General features: G+C 61.8%; 17 protein-coding genes. 4 read left to right on the forward strand and 13 right to left on the reverse strand.

The window, feature by feature from the left end:
* Positions 1-22: 22 nt before the first annotated feature.
* From NZ993_05335 to NZ993_05395, 13 genes are all read right to left on the reverse strand, one after another.
* Positions 23-1,258: a type II and III secretion system protein gene (locus NZ993_05335; protein MCS7155212.1), complete on the reverse strand. Its 1,236-nt coding sequence runs from the start codon at positions 1,256-1,258 to the stop codon at positions 23-25.
* Entirely contained in the window at positions 1,255-2,190 is a 936-nt protein-coding gene (locus NZ993_05340) for a hypothetical protein (GenBank protein MCS7155213.1), read from the reverse strand. The genes NZ993_05335 and NZ993_05340 overlap by 4 nt, the downstream gene beginning before the upstream one ends.
* Positions 2,187-3,860 (reverse strand): hypothetical protein, encoded by a 1,674-nt coding sequence (locus NZ993_05345; GenBank protein MCS7155214.1) that lies wholly within the window; start codon positions 3,858-3,860, stop codon positions 2,187-2,189. The genes NZ993_05340 and NZ993_05345 overlap by 4 nt, the downstream gene beginning before the upstream one ends.
* Before the next feature lie 5 nt (positions 3,861-3,865).
* Entirely contained in the window at positions 3,866-5,128 is a 1,263-nt protein-coding gene (locus NZ993_05350; GenBank protein ID MCS7155215.1) for a PilT/PilU family type 4a pilus ATPase, read from the reverse strand.
* 72 nt (positions 5,129-5,200) lie between these two features.
* Complete coding sequence (locus tag NZ993_05355) at positions 5,201-6,250, reverse strand: hypothetical protein (protein MCS7155216.1); 1,050 nt, start codon at positions 6,248-6,250, stop codon at positions 5,201-5,203.
* A 13-nt stretch (positions 6,251-6,263) separates the two neighbouring features.
* Positions 6,264-6,797 carry a hypothetical protein gene (locus NZ993_05360; GenBank protein ID MCS7155217.1) on the reverse strand — a complete coding sequence of 178 codons (534 nt, stop codon included), beginning with the start codon at positions 6,795-6,797 and terminating at the stop codon, positions 6,264-6,266.
* Positions 6,798-6,799: 2 nt separating this feature from the next.
* Entirely contained in the window at positions 6,800-7,288 is a 489-nt protein-coding gene (locus NZ993_05365; GenBank protein MCS7155218.1) for a hypothetical protein, read from the reverse strand.
* 156 nt (positions 7,289-7,444) lie between these two features.
* Positions 7,445-8,998: a hypothetical protein gene (locus NZ993_05370; GenBank protein MCS7155219.1), complete on the reverse strand. Its 1,554-nt coding sequence runs from the start codon at positions 8,996-8,998 to the stop codon at positions 7,445-7,447.
* A 20-nt stretch (positions 8,999-9,018) separates the two neighbouring features.
* Positions 9,019-9,579: a hypothetical protein gene (locus NZ993_05375; GenBank protein MCS7155220.1), complete on the reverse strand. Its 561-nt coding sequence runs from the start codon at positions 9,577-9,579 to the stop codon at positions 9,019-9,021.
* A 12-nt stretch (positions 9,580-9,591) separates the two neighbouring features.
* Positions 9,592-10,116, reverse strand: coding sequence for a hypothetical protein (locus NZ993_05380; protein MCS7155221.1), 525 nt, complete (start codon positions 10,114-10,116; stop codon positions 9,592-9,594).
* A 45-nt stretch (positions 10,117-10,161) separates the two neighbouring features.
* Positions 10,162-12,018 carry a GspE/PulE family protein gene (locus tag NZ993_05385; protein MCS7155222.1) on the reverse strand — a complete coding sequence of 619 codons (1,857 nt, stop codon included), beginning with the start codon at positions 12,016-12,018 and terminating at the stop codon, positions 10,162-10,164.
* Positions 12,019-12,031: 13 nt separating this feature from the next.
* The gene (locus tag NZ993_05390; GenBank protein MCS7155223.1) at positions 12,032-13,378 is read right to left on the reverse strand and encodes a type II secretion system F family protein; all 1,347 of its coding nucleotides are present in this window, start codon (positions 13,376-13,378) and stop codon (positions 12,032-12,034) included.
* Between the two features lie 7 nt (positions 13,379-13,385).
* Entirely contained in the window at positions 13,386-13,802 is a 417-nt protein-coding gene (locus NZ993_05395; GenBank protein ID MCS7155224.1) for a hypothetical protein, read from the reverse strand.
* A gap of 297 nt (positions 13,803-14,099) precedes the next feature.
* Between NZ993_05395 and NZ993_05400 the strand changes: the two genes are divergently transcribed.
* The 4 genes from NZ993_05400 to NZ993_05415 all read left to right on the forward strand — a co-directional run bounded on the left by NZ993_05400 (position 14,100) and on the right by NZ993_05415 (position 18,092).
* The gene (locus NZ993_05400; GenBank protein MCS7155225.1) at positions 14,100-14,507 is read left to right on the forward strand and encodes a hypothetical protein; all 408 of its coding nucleotides are present in this window, start codon (positions 14,100-14,102) and stop codon (positions 14,505-14,507) included.
* Positions 14,508-14,681: 174 nt separating this feature from the next.
* On the forward strand, positions 14,682-15,404 hold the full coding sequence (locus NZ993_05405; protein MCS7155226.1) for a carboxypeptidase regulatory-like domain-containing protein: 723 nt from the start codon (positions 14,682-14,684) through the stop codon (positions 15,402-15,404).
* Between the two features lie 24 nt (positions 15,405-15,428).
* Positions 15,429-16,253, forward strand: a complete 825-nt coding sequence (gene coxB / locus NZ993_05410; protein MCS7155227.1) for a cytochrome c oxidase subunit II — start codon at positions 15,429-15,431, stop codon at positions 16,251-16,253.
* Between the two features lie 27 nt (positions 16,254-16,280).
* Complete coding sequence (locus NZ993_05415) at positions 16,281-18,092, forward strand: cbb3-type cytochrome c oxidase subunit I (GenBank protein MCS7155228.1); 1,812 nt, start codon at positions 16,281-16,283, stop codon at positions 18,090-18,092.
* The last annotated feature ends 145 nt before the right edge of the window (positions 18,093-18,237 follow it).

Consider the following 18,237-nt stretch of genomic DNA (forward strand, 5'->3'; position numbering starts at 1 on the left):
AACCGGGCCCCCGGGCGAGCCTCTAGCGGCGTTCCTCTAGCAGGCGTCGAAAGCCCTGTTGACGCTCTCGTATCCGATCCAGGGTCGATCCCGCGGGCCGCCGCTCCGTCAGGGGGGACAGGAGCTGGGCGCGCAGGACGATAACGAGCTCTTTGCGCACCAAACTTTTCTTCTCATATCCGAAGAGATAGCGCAGGCCGAAAAACCAGGGCGGCAGGTCCTTTAGCAGGGGCACCCCGACGCGCGAGACGCTCTGCTCGGTGCTGAACAAGCCGCCGATGACCGTCTCCTCGCCGTCGAGCAGGAGCGCTCGGGTGGCGGCTCGGCTTTTGTCGACGGCCACGCCGGCGCCCACCACGCGGGGGGAGCTGCGCTCAACCTCGATGGCAAGGTGGATGAAGGGGATCGAATCCTCAACCACCACGGGCTCCACGCTCACGATCGTGCCCGTGCGCACGAACTGGGTGATCGTATTGCCGGCGAAATCGCGGGCGAAGATAGGCACATCGGAGCCCACCTGGATCTCCCCCTTTTGACCGGATTGAACGGTCACTTGTGGATTGGCCACAACCCTACCCAGGGCGAGCTCCTCTAAGGTCCGCAACACAAACTCCGTGGATAGCTCCCCCGTGCTGCGGCCGCTGCGTCCCAAGAGCCGTCTTAGGTCCGCGCTCAATTCAGGAGCACCAGCTTGAACCCGATCGGCGTTCGGTAGGCCCACGCCCAGACCCGCTGTGGTCGAACGCAGCATGCGTGAAAGCAGACCCACCACGTTGATGCCCAGCTCCCGGGCCACCTCGGTGTTGACTTCGAAAAAGACGGCCGATATCTCGACCTCGCGCGTACGCAGGGTCACGCCCTCCTGTGCCCGCGGTCCGGCTGCGGAGGGAGCCTCGGAGGGGAGTTCTTGAGCCGAAGCAAGCAGCCAAAAACTGGGGCGCTCGAGGAGGGCAAGCCGGTTTTGCCGCAACACGAGCTCCAAGGCGTCGCGCCAGGGCTGGCCGCTAATGGCCACGCCGATGGGCGTGGTGCGCTCCTCGGGATCCAGGATGGGTTTTTGCCCGGCTCGGCGTGCTAACTCGTTGATGAGGCCCAAAAATTGGTCGAAGGGCGTAGTGGGGGCAAACGAAACCAACTCCTCCGGCGGAATATAGGAGCGGAGCAGCCGCTCTGGAGGGCGCACCTGCGCCCATGCGCATCCAAGCGGCCCAAGAAGCAGCCCGAGCAAAAGAGCCTGGAGACGAACGGCGCGCATCATCGCATTTCCTCTTGGGTTTGCTGCCTTGTGGTGACGCTCGAGGAGCGCAGATCCAACTCCACGCGGTCTATGATGCCCCCTCTATCGAGCTGAAAGACCGCCAAGCCGGCTAGAGGGTCTACGCCTAGCAGATGGCCCAGATATACCCGATCTCCAATGTGAAGCCGGTGCAGACGCTTGTGCTGATCGCGCAACAGCACCCAATCCTGTCCCAGCCCGAGCAACTCCGAGCGCTCCACGTCCGGTAGGTCCTCCGTGTTGGGCGGCACTTGGGCCAGAATGATCGGATAAAACGGGTTATGAGCAGCCCGGAACGGCACGAGCGCCTCCGGCGGCAAGACGGGACGGCGCTGGGGAGGCTTCAGCCCCCCGGCCTCGGTGAAATAGGCCCACAGGCGCAGGGAGAACTTCACCATCACCTCGAGCCGCTCGCGCCCGCTCCGGCGGTCCGGCTTGATCGTGCTGTGATCGGAGATCTGCAGCTCGCTTACCTTGTACAGCGGGGGGCTGTTCTCGAGGTTCCACAGAAACCGGTATAGGTAAACGAAGTACCCCTCGCCAGAGATGCTGTACTTGTGAAAAGCCACGTTGCCGATCCGCTCTGTGCCTTCGTAGCGCACATCGAAGCGCTCAAAGCCCACGGGGGTGAGCTGATTCAGATACGCCATGGCCTCGGCCGTGCTGAGCCGCACGGGGATGAACTTATACTGCGCGTCCCACCTGGCTAAGGCCTGCTCATAGTAAGCCCGGGCTTGGGACTCCTCGATGCGCAGCGCCTCAAGCTTTCCGCCCGTACGACGCAGTTGCTCGAACTCGGCCTTACGCCGCCGAAGCTGCTCCGGCAGTTTCCAGAAAGTCAGCCCCACGCCGACCCCGGAGATGAGAAGCCAGAGCAGGGCTAACAAGATGGTGTTGCGCGTAGCGGTATTCACGGCGCACTCCGTTCCGCTTCCGGGTTCACCAGACTCCGGAGGTACTCCACGGATCGGGGTAGCCTTTCGGGAGTCGGCACGCGCATATGGTACTGGAACACACGGGCGCCGCGTATCTCATCAAAGGTCACCGCCTGGATGGTCGCGTCAAGACGGCGGGCCAGAGCCACGATCCGGTCTCGGTCTAAGGCGTATCCGGAAAGGTCCACGTGCTCTTTGTCCGGCACCCACTCGCGAATCCAAATACCCCCTACAACCCCGGTCGCCTCAGCGATCTGAGCTAGGGCCCTGCTCCAGCGATCCGAACCGAGAAGCAGGCTATCTAAGGCTTGGGTGGCCGCCTCGTATTGCAGCCCAAGCGCCCGCAGGCTGTCGATGCGCGCCCGCAGTTCACGCTCCAAAGAAGGGGAAAGGGGGGCAGCTGAGCGCACCGCCTCCTCCCAGCGGCGAAGCTCCAGGCGTTGCTGATGGAGCCGGCCCACAAAGAAGAGCGTACTTACGAAGAGCAGCAGCAAGAGCGCATACCCATGCCAGGCCAGCTCGATCTGGGCCGGCCTTCGCTCCAGATCCGGAGGAAGCAGGTTGACGTCGTAAAAGAGAGCGTGATCGTTGGTGATGAGCCGCAGGGCCACGGCGATCGGAATCGTGTACGCCTCGACGTGTTCAGGGTTTACGCCCTCATCGAGGACGATCGCCATATCCGACAGGCCCTCACTCAGAGGTACCACGTAAGCGCCCGGGAAATAAGCCTCCATCTGAGCCCGCAGCCGGTCGCTATCCCCCCCCTCAGCGAGCACATACAGATTATGTACCCGCTCCAGCCCCTCGTCATCCTGCAGAAGCAGGAGCCGGCTGCAGATCGTCTCGGGCGCGTCATAGATGGTGACCGCCTTAAGCGATTCCACGCGCAGAAGCGTCTCCCCCCGCAAAGCCAGCACAAGCGTCTCCTCTAGCCCCACGCGCACGATAAAGGAGACCTCATCCGCCATCATGAGATGACAGGCTCGGGCTATCCCGAGCAGCGTGGTGGGTTCGGCATCGATTAGGCCGACTCGAGGAAAACGCCGACCCCATAGCTCCCGCAGGGTGTTAAGAGAGCTCAACACCGGGGAGGTGGGCATGCGCATAATGGCCAGCACGGCCCGATCCTTAAAGGGCACGAAGCCCACCGCGTCGGGGGAGACGGGCTGATCTGAGCGCTCCCGCAATAGCCGAAATAGGCTGCGGAACTCCATCCGCTCCTGATCCCAATCGGCTGGGATGGCTAGCTCCTGTAGCAGGAGATCCGGCTCCGTAATACAGAAGCCCACCTGCAACCGATGCTCAAAAGCCTCTGTCTCCAAGAGCTCCCGCAGCTCGACCACAATATCCGATGGCCCAGGCTGTTCTATGAAGGGCGCATAGGCGAGGGACTCAGACGATTCGCTTTCGGCGAGCTCCATGGCCACAGAGTTCAAGGGCGAGGGAAGATCAAGAAACCCCACCCCGGAGGCCCTAGCCCCCTGCTCTTGAGAGTCGCCCGTGGCCAGAGCCTGGGCCATCGAGCTGAAAGCCCGGGGCTTGCTCTCTAGGCGGTGCACTCGGATGCGACCGTTCTGGTAGGAGAGTACAGCCGCGTACACCCGCTGCGGGGTCACGTAGATGCCCGCCACGCGCTCCGAACGTCGCATGCGCGCTAGCCCTCCGCCTGCTGCAGGAGCTGCTGCAGCCGTCGCTTATGGTTGGCGAAGTTCATCGCCGTCTCCCAGGCGATCTGCCGTTGCCGGTAGAGGCGAAACAAATCCTGTTCCATGGTGATCATGCCCACGGCGCCGCCCTCCCAGATCATCTGGTAGATCTCGGCCGTGTTGTTGTTCTTGATGGCCGCCTTAACGGCCGGGGTGACGAGCAACACCTCCTTGGCCAGCACCCGTCCGCCGCCGATCTTCGGGCAGAGCTTCTGCGATATGATCACGCGCAGAACGTCGGCCAGCCGATTGCGAACCCGGTCCTGCTCCTCCGGGGGACATTCCGCGATGATGCGATCGATGGACTCCACGGCCGAACAAGTGTGTAGGGTGGAGAAGACCTTGTGACCGGAGTCCGTCACCTCTAGGGCGGCCATGATGGTATCGGGATCGCGCATCTCGCCGATTACGATGATGTCCGGATCCTGACGCAGGGCTTGTATGGTGCCCTCCTTGAAGGAGCGCACATCTCGGCCCACCTCACGGTGTCGGATCAGACAGCGCTTGGAGGTGTGCACATATTCGATCGGCTCCCCCAGGATGACGATATGCGCGTCCGAGGTCTGGTTATGGGCCTCTATGATCGCATCCAGGGTCGTGGATTTGCCCGAGCCCGTAACGCCCGTGACCAAGGTAAGTCCGTCGCGCACGTACTCGAACAGGAGGTGCTTGATGATGTTCGGATGAAAGCCCAGCGACTCCAAAGGCCGCACCTGCTCCGGGAGGGCGCGTATATTCAACGCCAGGTACCCATCTTCCACGTAGACGGCGGCCCGAAACCGGCGCAGACGCCCCTGATGTTCGATCTCTAGGGAAAAGTCCGCGCTGAGCTTTTCGTAAAGGCGTTCGCGGATGCGCTGCGTGGTGATCGAGAGGATAAGCCAGTTGGCCTCATCGGGGCTGTAGCGGCCCATCTCTGGACGCGGACGCTTGGCTCCGTCGATGCGATACCATATGTAGCCGTTCGAAGAGCGCCCTCCCAAGTCGATATCGGACGCTTGCCGCTCCAGCATATCCCGCATCAGAGCGTGCACAATCGTGCGCAGGTCCGCGCGCGCGGATTCCGGTAGCTCCTCTAGTTCATCAGCTTGACGTCGGATGCGCTCTAGGTCCGTAACATGGGGGGGAAGTTTTGTAATACGCTGCCGCAGCCAATCCGGTAACTCCGCGTTACCGGGCAGAACCCTGCCGGCCTGAACCGTGGGGGGCATAACCTTTTCTCAACGGTTCGGATGGTGGATATTTTGAGAATGACCTCGGGGGAAGAATATTCCCCTATGGCCTCAGCGGAGCCAGTTGGCAACTTCGATGCCGGTTGGGCCGAAGAAAAGCCGCTGGCGCAGCAAGGCCAAGGCCTCCGAGCTGTACAGAAGGCTCGGGTTGCCGTTTATACGAAACGCGATAGGACGCGAGGCGGTGTTGTATACCAGGAGCGCCCCGATAAGCTGGGGAGTGCCGGAGACGGTCTCCATCACCGTCAGGTCCTCACCGTTGCGCACGATCACCATGCCCCTCCAGCGCACGTTCCCAGATAGGCGCAGGTGCCCGTCTACGAGTAGGATGCCGACTCCGGAAACAGCCCCTGACAACTCCAGCCCATTCGGAGCTCGGGCCAGAACGGGTCGCTCCAGCGTGCCGATTTCCTGTGCACCGCTGAGCCGGCTGGGCAGGGAGAGCGCCTCCGCTTGCCATAACTGCTCAATCAGCGCGGCCGCATCGAAGCCTGCACCTTCAAAGACCACGTTCGGCACAAGATCGTTGCGGCCTTGTATGTTATCCCGCTGCTGATGGTTCAGGGCTCGGATGATCCGATCCTGGATTGCGGCACGCGTGGCCAAAATCCCATAGGCGGCGCTGGAACCGGACCGCGGCCGGCCGTCTAGCCCGTGATCCCGGCCGTCTATTCGAAAGGCGTTGCCGCGGAAGTCCGGGGAGATTTCATCGGAGAAGGCGCTCACCAAGGTGATAGCGGCTGGCAACGTCGGTATGGGGCTTCCCGAACGGCGAACCAGAACCCCTGCCGTGTCCCATGTGCCTCCGTAACGCCCCACCGCGTAAAGCCGCACCACGGCGGGCTCTATCTCGCAGAAACGCACCGTGTAGCGCCCCCCCTGATAGGGACGCTCCTCTATGGGCGTGCGCGCGTTCCAGTCCTCCAAAAGCCGTCTTAGGCCGTGTCCGAGCCCTGTAAGCGCGATCTCCCGGGCCAAGACCCGTTCATAGTAACGGCTTGAGAGCTGGGCGTCCCGCAGGTTCTGATCCCGCATCTGCCCGAGCAGAACGCCGAAGACCACCCCGGCCCCGGCTAGGAACAACAACAACGCCCTGCCCACTGGTGGCCTCCTATCAAGGCATGAGATTAGGAGGTGCGACTGTAGAGCGCCATACAAGAGGGGGAGCTTCGGGCTGCCAAGGCAAGCGGTAGCGCAGGGTGATGCGGAGCAGGCGAACCTGCTCCAGGGCCTGAGTCAGACGTCCGGTCTCATCCAGGGGCTCCAGCTCGAAGCGCTCCAGCCCCTCTGCGGTCTCTCCGTCCAACAGGCCATTTACCCAACGCCTGAGCCGTCCCGTCGAACCCGAATCCCGGACCCAACGATAGCAGATGGAATCGGGTCGGCCATCTTCGTTCAGGTCAGCCCGAAAGACCAGACCCTCCCGATCCAAGGCGAGGAGCATCTCGGACCGATGGTGCACTCCTCGGCCCAGGCGGCGCAGGTCCTGCTCAAGCTGTTCGATGAGCTCTAGCGCGTGGGCTTTCTGTGTGGTTTGAGCAAATAGCTCCAGGCGTACACGCTTCAGCGTGTGCTCTAAGTGCAACAGGGCTACCGTGGCGGTGCCAAAAAGCAGGCTCACGGCGATTGAGCTCAACCAGCCTGTCATAATTAACGGTAATAGGCGTAGGTGCGCCGAAGCCGAATGGGGGCTTCTAAGTGCGGGCTATGCACAGCCACCTCGAGGGTCTTAAAAAACGTGGCCTCCAAGGCGGGGCGCTCCAGATCCTGAGGATCCGCGTAATAGACCGAGGCGACGATCCGATAGGGGATCCCGCCGAGGCTATCTAAGCGAAGGAACCCGTGAAAATCGTCCAGGTCGTCAAACTGATCGGGATACACCTCACCCGCTTCGGGGCCCAAACCGTGCAGGGGAGTGAGCGCCGAGGCCTGCGCGCACCATCCGCTGCGGGTGCGTTCGTCAAAAGCCCGCGTGCTGCATTCCTCCAGTAGGCCCTGGGCTAAGGAGACAGCGGCTGTCGTGACCCGCTCCCGCTCCTGGGTCCGGATGGCCGCGCCGACCCGATCCAGGGTGCCATACGTCAGTAGACCCAACAGCACGAGCGCCCCAACACCTTCGATCCACTGGGACCGGTCCACGGGTTGCTGCCACCTGATCGACGCTAGCTGGCCAGCTGGGGCACAAAAAGCGGACCAGCTAGGACCCAGAGGCGTTTCGGAAGAAGGAGGAGGCCTTCATCAGAGCAGGCGATACGTTTTTACCCAGGCTCGGGTGCAAACGTAACGTCACCGGCCTCAGCGCTCCAGCTCCTCCAGAGGCAGGAGCTGGTTTAAGTTCCCCAGCCTGGGCAGATAAGAGCTTAGCCGCTGCAGAGCGGCGGAGCTATACTGAATTTGCACGCTGCCGCTCATGGACAGCAGCACCTTGCCCGATGCGAGCTCCGTGGGCAAGGGGCTGGAGCCGCCCCCTGCCGAAGAGTTCTTCTTGAGGTGATGATAGATCGCCAGCTCATATACGAGCCGGTTGGTGGACGCGTTGTATACGCGCACCGTTAATGCACCGTCGCGCCCCACAGGGTCTTCCTGGACTTGCTTGGGCTCCGTTCCCCGAAGGGCCCCAAGGGAGCGAAAATCGATGCGCAGAGCCCGCACCTGATTCCGAGGCACGGTGACGGTAAAGGAGCTTGGCAGTGTGATTCGCTGAGGTCCAGAACCCCCGTCAAAGGTAAGAACGCCGCCGCCGTGATGTTGGGTGTTGATCAGCTCGATGCGAATCGTGCTCGCCCCCGACTGGTGCACCAGATCCCAGCGCAGACGGCTATCGTTGAGCAGGTCCACATAGGTCACGTTGTACTTGTCATCGTATTCGTGCTCGTGGTAGACCTCCTTGGTGCTGTTGGGCCGATCAAAGACATCCACGTCGAAATGGCCGCCGGGCAACCCCGGATCGGTGTTGCGTATCACGAAAGCCCCATAAATGGAGGGGTTTCCGGAGAAGCTCACCTGTTTATGTCCGCTGTTTTGCACGAACACAAGCCCCTCCCAACTGAAATTACCGGAGCAGACGAGGCTGCCCTTCACAAGCAGGGCCCCATAGCCCCGCACGGTACCGGAAAAGGCGGCGTCACCGTCTATGAGCACGATGGCCGGCTGGGTGGGGGAGCCGAAAACCTGATTGCCGCTAAAGGCCTGGTTACCCGTGTAGCGCTGCGTGGCGCGCGTCTCCAGCTCCTGAGCGAGGCTGGTCAGGTCCCATGCCAGGCTGCCGTTGCGCACGTCGCGCTGCCCGCCGGTGCCTGTCACGGTGTTGGGGGGAAATTTGTTAAGCGCCGCCAGCAAGATGTTGGCGACATCCGTATTGGTGCTCCAGGCCCCGTGGGCGTGGGGGCCCGGCCCTGAGCCTCCCCCCATGCTGGGAGGGCGTTGATCGTATCCGGAGATGCTGTAAGCTGATCCCGAAAAAGAGGCGGCAAGCGCGGGCACATCTAAGGTGAGCGCGGCGGGGAAGCCAGAGGCCGTAGCGAGCCGGCTGCGAATCTGAACTGTGGCTGAGCCGTATCGGCCGGTGGCCACAAGCTCCAGCTGACCCGACCCCACCTCTTGGATTGTCACATCCATTCGAGCCTCTTTATAGGGTCGGTTGGTCCAGCCGGCACGCCAGGATAGATCCCGCTTAAGCTGGCTTAAAGCCAAGTTGAAAGCGCTCCGCGCCGCCTCGCGCGCCAGCACGCGTTCTTCATGGCGTAGCAGCTTCTCCTCGGTGTGGAACAAGGTATGGCGCATGCCATACAACAGGCCCCCCAAACTCAGCAGGGCCAGCAGGACCGCGATCAACGTTGCTTTGCCCATAGCGTCCTTCTTTGCTATGACTATGACTGCGCCAACGCTCGAGGTCGATACGTGGCCTGCCACCGGGTGTGCGGCAGGTAGCCCTTCTGCTGGTCAAACGGATAGGCCGCGGCCAGATAGACCCGGATCTGACGCACCTCGGAGGCAATCGTGGTGGGTTGCCCGGCGTCGTTTAAAAGCTCAAACCGAAAGGCCCGAAGCGCGCTCGGGCCTGAACCGGCGGGCGCCCCATCGAGGTATCGACGGACTTCATACAGCGGCCTGCCATCAGGGCCGTATCGGCTAAATAGGCGCACATAGCGCACGGTGCGGATCGGCCCGTTGGCCTCTATGCGACGTCGGAACTCCAGATGCAAGCTATCGCCCGAAAGTAGCTTCGCCTCCCCAGCCGGCACCCCGGAGCCGATGTTCGCAAGATCGGCCTCGAGCATCTCCACGAACGCCATGAGCTCCGAGCGGGCCATGACGTACAAAGTGGCCTCTGTGCGGGCCTCGCGAGCGCGCTCCTGAATACCCAACAACAACAGGAGCGCGATCATACCGATCACAACACCTTGCGCATGATCCCAGAGCGCTTGCATACGGATCAACCGCTACGGATACGTGTATACGCGAGAAAGCCGTACAGGCGCGCGCAGCTCAGGATGGGTGACGGTGACCGTGGCTTCCTTGGCAAACGTGGGCGTTGAGGAGCCCTGCGTGGGGTCGTCGGGGTTGACGTACCGAACCTGCACCTGTACCTCGAAACGCAGCCCATCAGGGGTGGTGTAGGTATAGGGCTGGATGCCATGAAAATCGTCTATGTCCTGACACTGCTCAAAGCGCCTGCCGGTTGGAAACGGAGGCCAAGTGAGCTGTGTGGGGCTCGTGATCGCGCTTACGGATACGGAGCCCCCCAAGCTCGCCGTGCCCAAATCCCGGCCCCCTGAGGTCATCACCGCTGCGTCAAAGGGCTTGGTGCCGATATGTTCCAAGACTTCGCGCGCCACTTCCACGGCAGCCCCCTCAAGCTCTCCACGCATCATGGTGAGCCTGCCCTCCAAGATGGCGCGCTGCTGGGAAAGCCCCCACAATCCGGCTATCAATATGGCGCAGAAAGCCAGTAGCGTCTGTTGCATCTTGGGTCTCCATTTGAGCCGCCTTCCCCGGTATCGAAGCCCATTTCAGCCCTCATCAGCCGTTACGCGCAGGACCTCCTCGACAGACGTCTCCCCCTGCAAAGCCAGTGCCCGAGCCGAGGCCCGAAGCGTGAGCATACCTTCGCTGATGGCCTGCCGCCGGATGGCGTCTTCGTCGATATCGCCGCCGGATTGTACGATCAAGCTTCGGATCGCGCGGCTAAAGTAGAGGGCCTCGGCGATGGCGCGCCGACCTTTGTATCCCTTGCCGCCGCAGCGCTTGCAGGAGGACTTAGAGCTGGGCTTATACAGGACGGCCCCCCGCAGCTCCTCTTCGGTGAAACCCAACGCCTCGAGCAGTTCAGGGGGACTTTCGCGGTCCTCCACCTTACACTGCGGACAGAGCACGCGCACCAGACGCTGCGCCATGACGAGATTGATGGCGTAGGCGATCAAAAACGGCTCGATGCCCATCTTGTACAGACGCGCGACGGCGCTTGGGGCGTCGTTCGTATGCAGCGTGGCGAACGTGAGGTGTCCCGTGTTGGCCAGCTTGATCGCCAGCTCGGCTGTCTGGCGATCGCGCATCTCCCCTACCATTACGACATCGGGGTCGTGCCGCAGAATAGCTCGGAGGGCGTCTTCGAAGCCGAGCTTGTGGCTAAGCCGGATCTGGCGCGCCCCTTTGATAATGTACTCCACGGGATCCTCGACGGTGAGCACGTTTAGTTCAGGCCGAATGACGTGGTGCAGCGCGGCGACCAGAGTGGTCGATTTGCCCGATCCCGTAGGGCCCGTGACGACCACCATCCCATAAGGTTGGCTAATGGCCCGCTGAAAACGCTCCAGGGCCGAGGGCAGTAGCCCCAGTTGCGTGAGGTCCGTGATCACTTTGCGATCGTCCAGGACCCGGATGACGATCGACTCCGCGCGCATCTCCTGATGGGCGCTGGCGATCGGCAGCACGGACACCCGATACCGAATCAGGGCTCCATCAACCCAGCGTTGGATGAAGCCATCTTGGGCGCGGTCGCGTTCGAAACGGTCCACGTTACCGGCCAGGTCCTTGGCCACGGCCAGGATGGCCTCCGGGTGCAGGTTCTCCTCAGCATGCCAAAGCTCAAGCCGTCCATCGAGACGAAAGTGAAACTCCGTGCGGCGCGATTCGGTGGGGAAGATGTGAATGTCGCTGGCTCCGAGCCGAACCGCCTCCACAAGCGCACCTTCCAGCAAATTGATGATGGCGCTCCGGTTGATCTCGGCCTCGATACGCTCCTCGTCGACGACCGAACCTCCCTCAGCGTAGGTGGCCCCCAAGTCGTACGGGATGCCCTGCTCGCGGATGCGCTCTAGGTACTCGTTTTTGCTCGGGGAGACGAGCGCCAGCAGGTCCGAGACGACCTTTCGAGGCGCGTACCGCACTTCATAGCGCTCCAGGCTCAACTCCCGCAGCAGGCGCATTAGCCGGGGATGGGCGGGATCGGGGGTGACGAAAATGAGCCGCAAGTAGCCCTGCTGCTCGACCTCATAGGCCAGGGGCAAGACCTTGAGCGCAAGCAGCTCCTCGCGAAGCGGCTTGGGGAAGGAATCCAGCACCTGCCGAATAAAGGTTGGGTCAACGCGGGATTCCTCCACATGCGCCTGCCGAAACGCATAGATGCGCGCCGCCTCGTCCAATACCAGATCCGGATCGGCGTTCAGGTCCTCCATGAGAATGCGCCACAAAGCGCGACGCTCCCCACGTTCCCGGCGTTGGATCTCGAGGGCTTTGCGTATGTGCTCGACAGAGATGTAGCCTTGCGCCAGTAGGGAGGCCACGACGCGATCCTGAATGGGAAGGCGTGCGCTCTCCGCCTCGCCGTTTCCCCCAATCGTATGATGCTGGCGCGTCCGAGCCTCCATGGCCTGTTCTCCGCTAGCGCAGGTACGAGCCGGAATTCGGCGAAACCAAGGCTATCTCGGAGGAGATGAGCGTAAGGATCAGGATCGCGATGGTGAGCAAAAACGCGATCGCAACCTGGATCGCCTCCACCGCAACCTTAAGCCGCAGCCCCGTCTCCCGCTCATAGTAATCGGCCATTTGCTGAGCAGACTTGCGCACCGTGCCCGTTTCCGCTCCAGCCCGGAAACGCGCCAACGCCATGGGGGTAAAGACCCCCGAGGCCTCCATGGCGCGCACCAGGTCCAGGCCCTGGCCGAGTAGCAGCGGGATGGTGCGCGTCTTAATCTGCCGCTCCATATGGGCGTTTCCGCAGGCTTCTGCGGCAAGCCGCATGACCTCGATGTTCTCTCCCGCCCCGGAGTAGAGCACGCCAAAGACCCGACAGAAGATTTCGATATGGATCTTGTGCAGCAGAGGCCCGATGACGGGGATGCGTATCAGCTGCCGGTGCACGAACAGGCGCCCCTGCGGAGTGCGCGACCAGGCCCAAAAGCCGGCTAGCAGCAGCCCGAAAGCCGCGGCCAGCCCCAGTCCGTACCGATCGAGCCAATCGGCTAGGCGCAGGGTGGCGGCCGTAAGGGGGGGAAGGGCCATGCCGAATTTCTGAAACAGGCGGGCTGTTTCCGGGAAAATATGCCAAATGTAGTAGACGAAAGCCCCTATCAAGACCAAAAGCGTAATGGCCGGCGTGATGAGCGCGCTGCGCAGGCTTTTGCGAAAGTCCTCACGTCGTTCCAGAAAACGGGCCGTGGCCTCGAAGATCTCGGCCATGTTGCCCGATTGGGTGCCCATGCCCAGCATGTAGGCCGTAAACCGACCCAGAACGTGCTGATGCTTCATGAAGGCCGTGCGCGCATCCACGCCGCGCTTCAGATCCCCCTGGATGTCGCGGATCGTCTGCTTCAGCACGGGACTTTGGACATCGTGTACGAGCAGGCTCAAGACCTCATCAAAAGGCAGCTTCTCCTGCAGCAGATTGGCCGCCAGGCGCACAAACAAGATCACCTCGGCCGAGGAGGGCTTGAGCTGCAGCTCCAGGAGCTTTCGCTCTACCCGGATAACCTGCAGGCCCAGGTTCTCAAGAGCCCGAACCAGCTCCGCTTTGCTGTAGGCGCGCTGTTCCCCCTTTACGAGGCGCCCCGACGGGTGGCGAGCCTTATATAGGAAGACCTGACGCGGCTCCAAGGAGCGAAGGCTAAACCGGTGCTGTCGGGCCAGCTCGCGCGCCTTCTGGCGCGCCGCGCGCCGATTGGGGGCAAACAGTACCCCCTGCACCAGCTGCCCCGTCGGGGCGACCCCTGTGAATCTGAACTCTGGCATGAGGGGGCTAGTTGATGTTCTCGAAGACCGTGTTCTTGATCTTCAAAGCGTTGAAGGTGACCTTGACCCTGTTGTTCTCTTGTCGGTTCTCCCCGACCAGCGTCACATCCGTGCTGGATGCGTCTCCGGAGGGCGTGCTTTCGAATTTGTATATGCCGTTGGCGTTGGTATCCGCCGTCCAAGCGGGGTTCTTGCCGACAAGCTTCCCGATGGTCAGGCCGTTCCATCTGCCGCCCCCGCCGCCGAACTCCGTGGGCTTTTTAACCCAAGCCTGGGCGTCAGTAGCCAAGCGCAAAAGATCCTGCAGCATGGCATCCTGATTGGCCTTCTTGGCGTTAGCCGAAAAGGCCTGAATGCCCACCACGATCGCGGTCCCCACGATCACGGTTCCGAGCACGAGCAAAAGCAATTGCTGCTGACCCATAGCGATACACTCCTTTTGTTTGGGTTGTAGGGTTTCAACAGGCCGGCCGCACTGGCGGCTTTTTCATACCCGGGGCAGAGCAGTTTTCATGCCGCACTTCGCCTGCGCTCTTTTCGCAGTGGCTTTTGACTGGAGCAGACACTCCGAACAGATGATTCGTTACGAAAAGAAACCTCCCTCCATGCGCCCGCCTTGGGGGTGCGTTGCGTCGACTCGCTCCCCTGGCTCCCCTCGGCAGGCGCTTGCCCATCTCAAGACAAGACCCGTATTTCAAAACGAAGAGGGGGAGCTTAGGCGATGCGTGCACACCTTAAAACCCTCGCTTGGGCGGCCGGGACGGGGATGCTGGTCTTCCTGGCCACGTATGTTCCGATGCGCTTGGAGTGCGCCACCCAGGCGCAGAGGCGGCATGCAATCGAAGGGCAGCTGCAAGCGGCCCGGGCGCTGGCGCAGCTGGGCGCGGTCCTGGAGCGCGTAGCGCAAAACAACTACGGATGGGCTTTAGATGAGGCGGGGCGTTTTTTCGACAGTCTGCAAGCCATCCCGGCTACAGTGGTTCCAGCCGACACCGTGCGCGCTCTATACGGGCTGCGGGATCTCGTCATCGGAGACCTGAACACGCTCAACCCTGAAGTCAGCCGCGTGCTCTGGAGCATATACCGCCGTCTACGCCCCTACGTGCTGCGCCAAGAAAGCGCACCTTAAAGCGAGGGCCAAAGCTTGACATTACCTACCGCCGCGGTTATATTCCGAGCGGCCTCCAGAAGGTCGTCTGTGCTGCAGATCTGGTGCAGGGGTTAGCAACATCGTGTATCGCATAGAGCAGAACCATCTCTTGCAGGCCGTTTTTCCCGCACCCCATCATGTGAGGAGGTCATCATGGGCGTACGCGCTATATCGGTCGGTCTGAGTTGCCTTTTCTTGCTGGGAAGCGCCTCCGTCCTATGGGCTCAGGGAGGCACGATCCGGGGCAAGGTTTACTTTGAGGGCAACCCCATTCGCACCCGCCCCATCAGCATGAAACAAGACAAAGCCTGTGACGCCCTGCATGGGGGCAAGACGATCGATTCCGAAGAGTTTGTGCTCAACTCTGACAACACCCTGCAGAATGTGATCGTGTACGCCAAGACGGGCACGCAAGGTAAGGTCTTCCGACCCGTGCGCACAGTGGCCGTGCTGGATCAGGTCATGTGCATGTACACGCCCCGGGTGCTGGCCGTGATGACGGGGCAGCCAGTAGAGATCCGCAACTCCGATCCCCTGCTACACAATGTGCATTTTACAAGCCGCGCCAACGGCGAATTCAACATCGGCCAGCCCACCAAAGGGGTCAAGATGACCCGGCAGTTCGACCGAGCAGAGGGTCCGGGCTCGGCCACGTTCAAGTGCGATGTGCATCCCTGGATGCGAGCCTACCTGGCCGTCTTCGATCACCCTGTCTTCGCCGTAACTGGAAAAGATGGATCCTTCACCATTCGGAATGTGCCCGCGGGCACCTACGTGCTGGAAGCCTGGCATGAGCGGCTGGGTGCGATCAGCCAGAACGTTACGGTGCGAGCCGGGCAGACCGTGGAGGTCGACTTCAAATTCGTGCGCCGCTAGGTCAACCCAAGGGAGGGGCGATTCATGTTCCACCCCAAGCAAGGGCAGGCGCTAGCCCTTTTCATAGGGCTCTTTGTGCTCGTGGCCGTCATCACCATAGCCGGAGGGTTTTGGTGGCTGCCGCCTCTGGCCTCCGAGCACGGAGCGGCCATGGACCGGCTCTTCACGGTCACGCTCATCGTTACGGGGGTCGTCTTCGTGCTCGTACACACCCTGCTCGCTTACTTCGTCTGGCGCTTTCGGGGTAGCCCCGAGCGGCGCGCTGAGCACATCCGCGAGCATCGGGGCCTGGAGATCGCCTGGACCGTCATTCCCGCCGTGATCCTGACAGCGCTCATCGTAAGCGGGGGCCGACTGTGGCTTCAGATCCACCGCACCCCGCCTCCGGAGGCGTTTCAGGTCGAGGTCTGGGGAGAGCAGTTCAAGTGGGGCTTTCGCTATCCGGGCGCGGACGGCCGCTTCGGCCGCACCGACCCGCGGCTCATCTCAGATGACAACCCTTTCGGTATCGATTTAGAGGACCCCGCTTCGCGGGACGACATCTTCTTCCCGGCCGGACAGGGAGAACTCTACTTGCCTGTGGGCCGACCCGTAGTGGTCTATCTGCGCGCCAAGGATGTGCTGCATAGCTTTTTTGTCCCCCATCTGCGCGTCAAACAAGACGCCGTGCCGGGCATGACTACGCGCTTTCTGTTCACCGCCACCCGGACGGGAGACTTTGAGATCGCCTGCGCTGAGCTCTGCGGGCTGGGCCACTACACCATGCGTGGACTGCTCACAATCGCCTCCGAGGAGGAGCTCACACGATGGCTGGCCGAACAGCCCACGGTGGCGGATTTGTTCTTCTGAAAACACGCAAAAACGGGAGAAGGCCCCATGGCACATGAAGCATCCGCCCACGTGCATGAGCCCAAAAGCTTCTGGACCCGATACATCTTCAGCCAGGATCACAAGGTCATCGCCGCCCAGTACATCCTGACTTCGCTCTTGATGGGCTTCTTGGCCCTTGTGCTCTCTTGGCTTATGCGTCTGCAACTGGGCTGGCCCGAAGAGCCCATCCCGATCCTATCTAAGCTTTTCCCCGGCCTATACCAGGACGGTATCCTAAAGCCCGAGGCCTACCTGGCGCTCATCACCATGCACGGCACGCTCATGGTCTTCTTCTTCATTACGGCCATCCTGCTGGGGGGCTTCGGCAACCTGCTCATCCCCCTTCAGGTCGGGGCCCGCGACATGGCCTTCCCCTTCGTGAACATGCTCAGCTACTGGGTGTTTCTGCTCTCCTGCGTCGTGATCCTGGCCTCGTTTTTCGTCACCGGCGGAGCGGCCGCGGCGGGCTGGACGGCCTATCCGCCCCTGAGTGGCGTGCAGAAGGCCGTTCCGGGCTCCGGACTGGGGCAGGACCTTTGGCTTGTGGCCATGGCCATTTTCATCGTCTCCTCCGTCATGGGGGGGCTTAACTACGTGACCACGGCGCTGAACATGCGCACCCGGGGCATGTCCATGGGCCGGCTGCCCCTTACGGTCTGGGCCCTGCTCATTACGGCCATCTTGGGTCTGCTCGCCTTCCCGGCTCTGTTTGCGGGAGCGGTGCTGTTGCTGCTGGACCGGCATCTGGGCACGAGCTTCTTTGTGCCCTACGTTGTCGTGGGCGGCCAACACATCCCCCATGAGGGCGGCAACCCTTTGCTGTGGCAGCACCTGTTCTGGTTTTTGGGCCATCCGGAGGTCTACATCGCCATCTTGCCTGCGATGGGGATCGTATCGGAGGTGATCTCCACCAACGCGCGCAAGCCCATCTTCGGCTACCGGGTGATGGTGCTCTCCATATGCGCGATCGCGTTCTTGAGCTTCATCGTCTGGGGGCATCACATGTTCATTAGCGGCATGAACCCTTATCTGGGGACCGCCTTCATGGTGACCACGCTGCTTATCGCGGTGCCCTCGGCGATCAAGACCTTCAACTGGATCGCTACGCTCTGGCGCGGCAACCTGCGCTTTACGCCCGCCATGCTCTTCGCCATAGGCTTCGTATCCGTCTTCGTCACCGGCGGGCTTACCGGAATCTTCCTTGGCAACCCCCCTGTGGACATCCAACTTACGGATACGTATTTCGTGGTGGCCCACTTTCACATCGTCATGGGCATGGGGTCCGTGTTCGGCATCTTCGCCGGTCTGTACCACTGGTTTCCCAAGCTATTTGGCCGCATGATGAACGAACGGCTGGGCCGGTGGCACTTCTGGCTCACCTTCGTGGGCGTCTACGGGATCTTCTTCCCCATGCACTACCTGGGCTTTCTGAACGTACCGCGCCGCTATTACGGCTTCTCGGGTTATGAGTTTATCCCGCCCGATGCGCAGACCATTCAGGCGATTATCTCCGTTGCCGCGCTCCTTGTGGGGGCAGCCCAGCTGATCTTCTTATACAACTTCCTGCATAGCTGGATACGAGGCCCCAAGGCGCCGGCCAACCCCTGGCAGGCGACCACCCTGGAGTGGCAGGCTCCCTCGCCACCGCCACACGGGAACTGGGGTCCGGAGCTTCCCGTTGTGCACCGGTGGGCCTACGATTACGCTGTACCCGGAGCGGCCGAGGACTACGTCCCCCAGACGACCCCCGTAGAGCCTGCACAGATTCCTCAAGAAAACGGGGCCGGGAAACCGGCTTCAGAACAAAACGGAGTCTAGAACCTACGAGCCCCCAATGCCCGACACCCTGCAACGAGTGCGGCCGCGCCCCCCTCTTCCCCCTTTGCGAAGGGGCCCGGGTCGAAACGGTTTCGGAGATAATGGAGAGGGACCCTGGAAAAATCCGTCCCCCGCTCCCCGATCT

The organism is Bacteroidota bacterium (assembly GCA_025059945.1).
Taxonomy (GTDB): Bacteria; Bacteroidota; Rhodothermia; order JANXDC01; family JANXDC01; genus JANXDC01.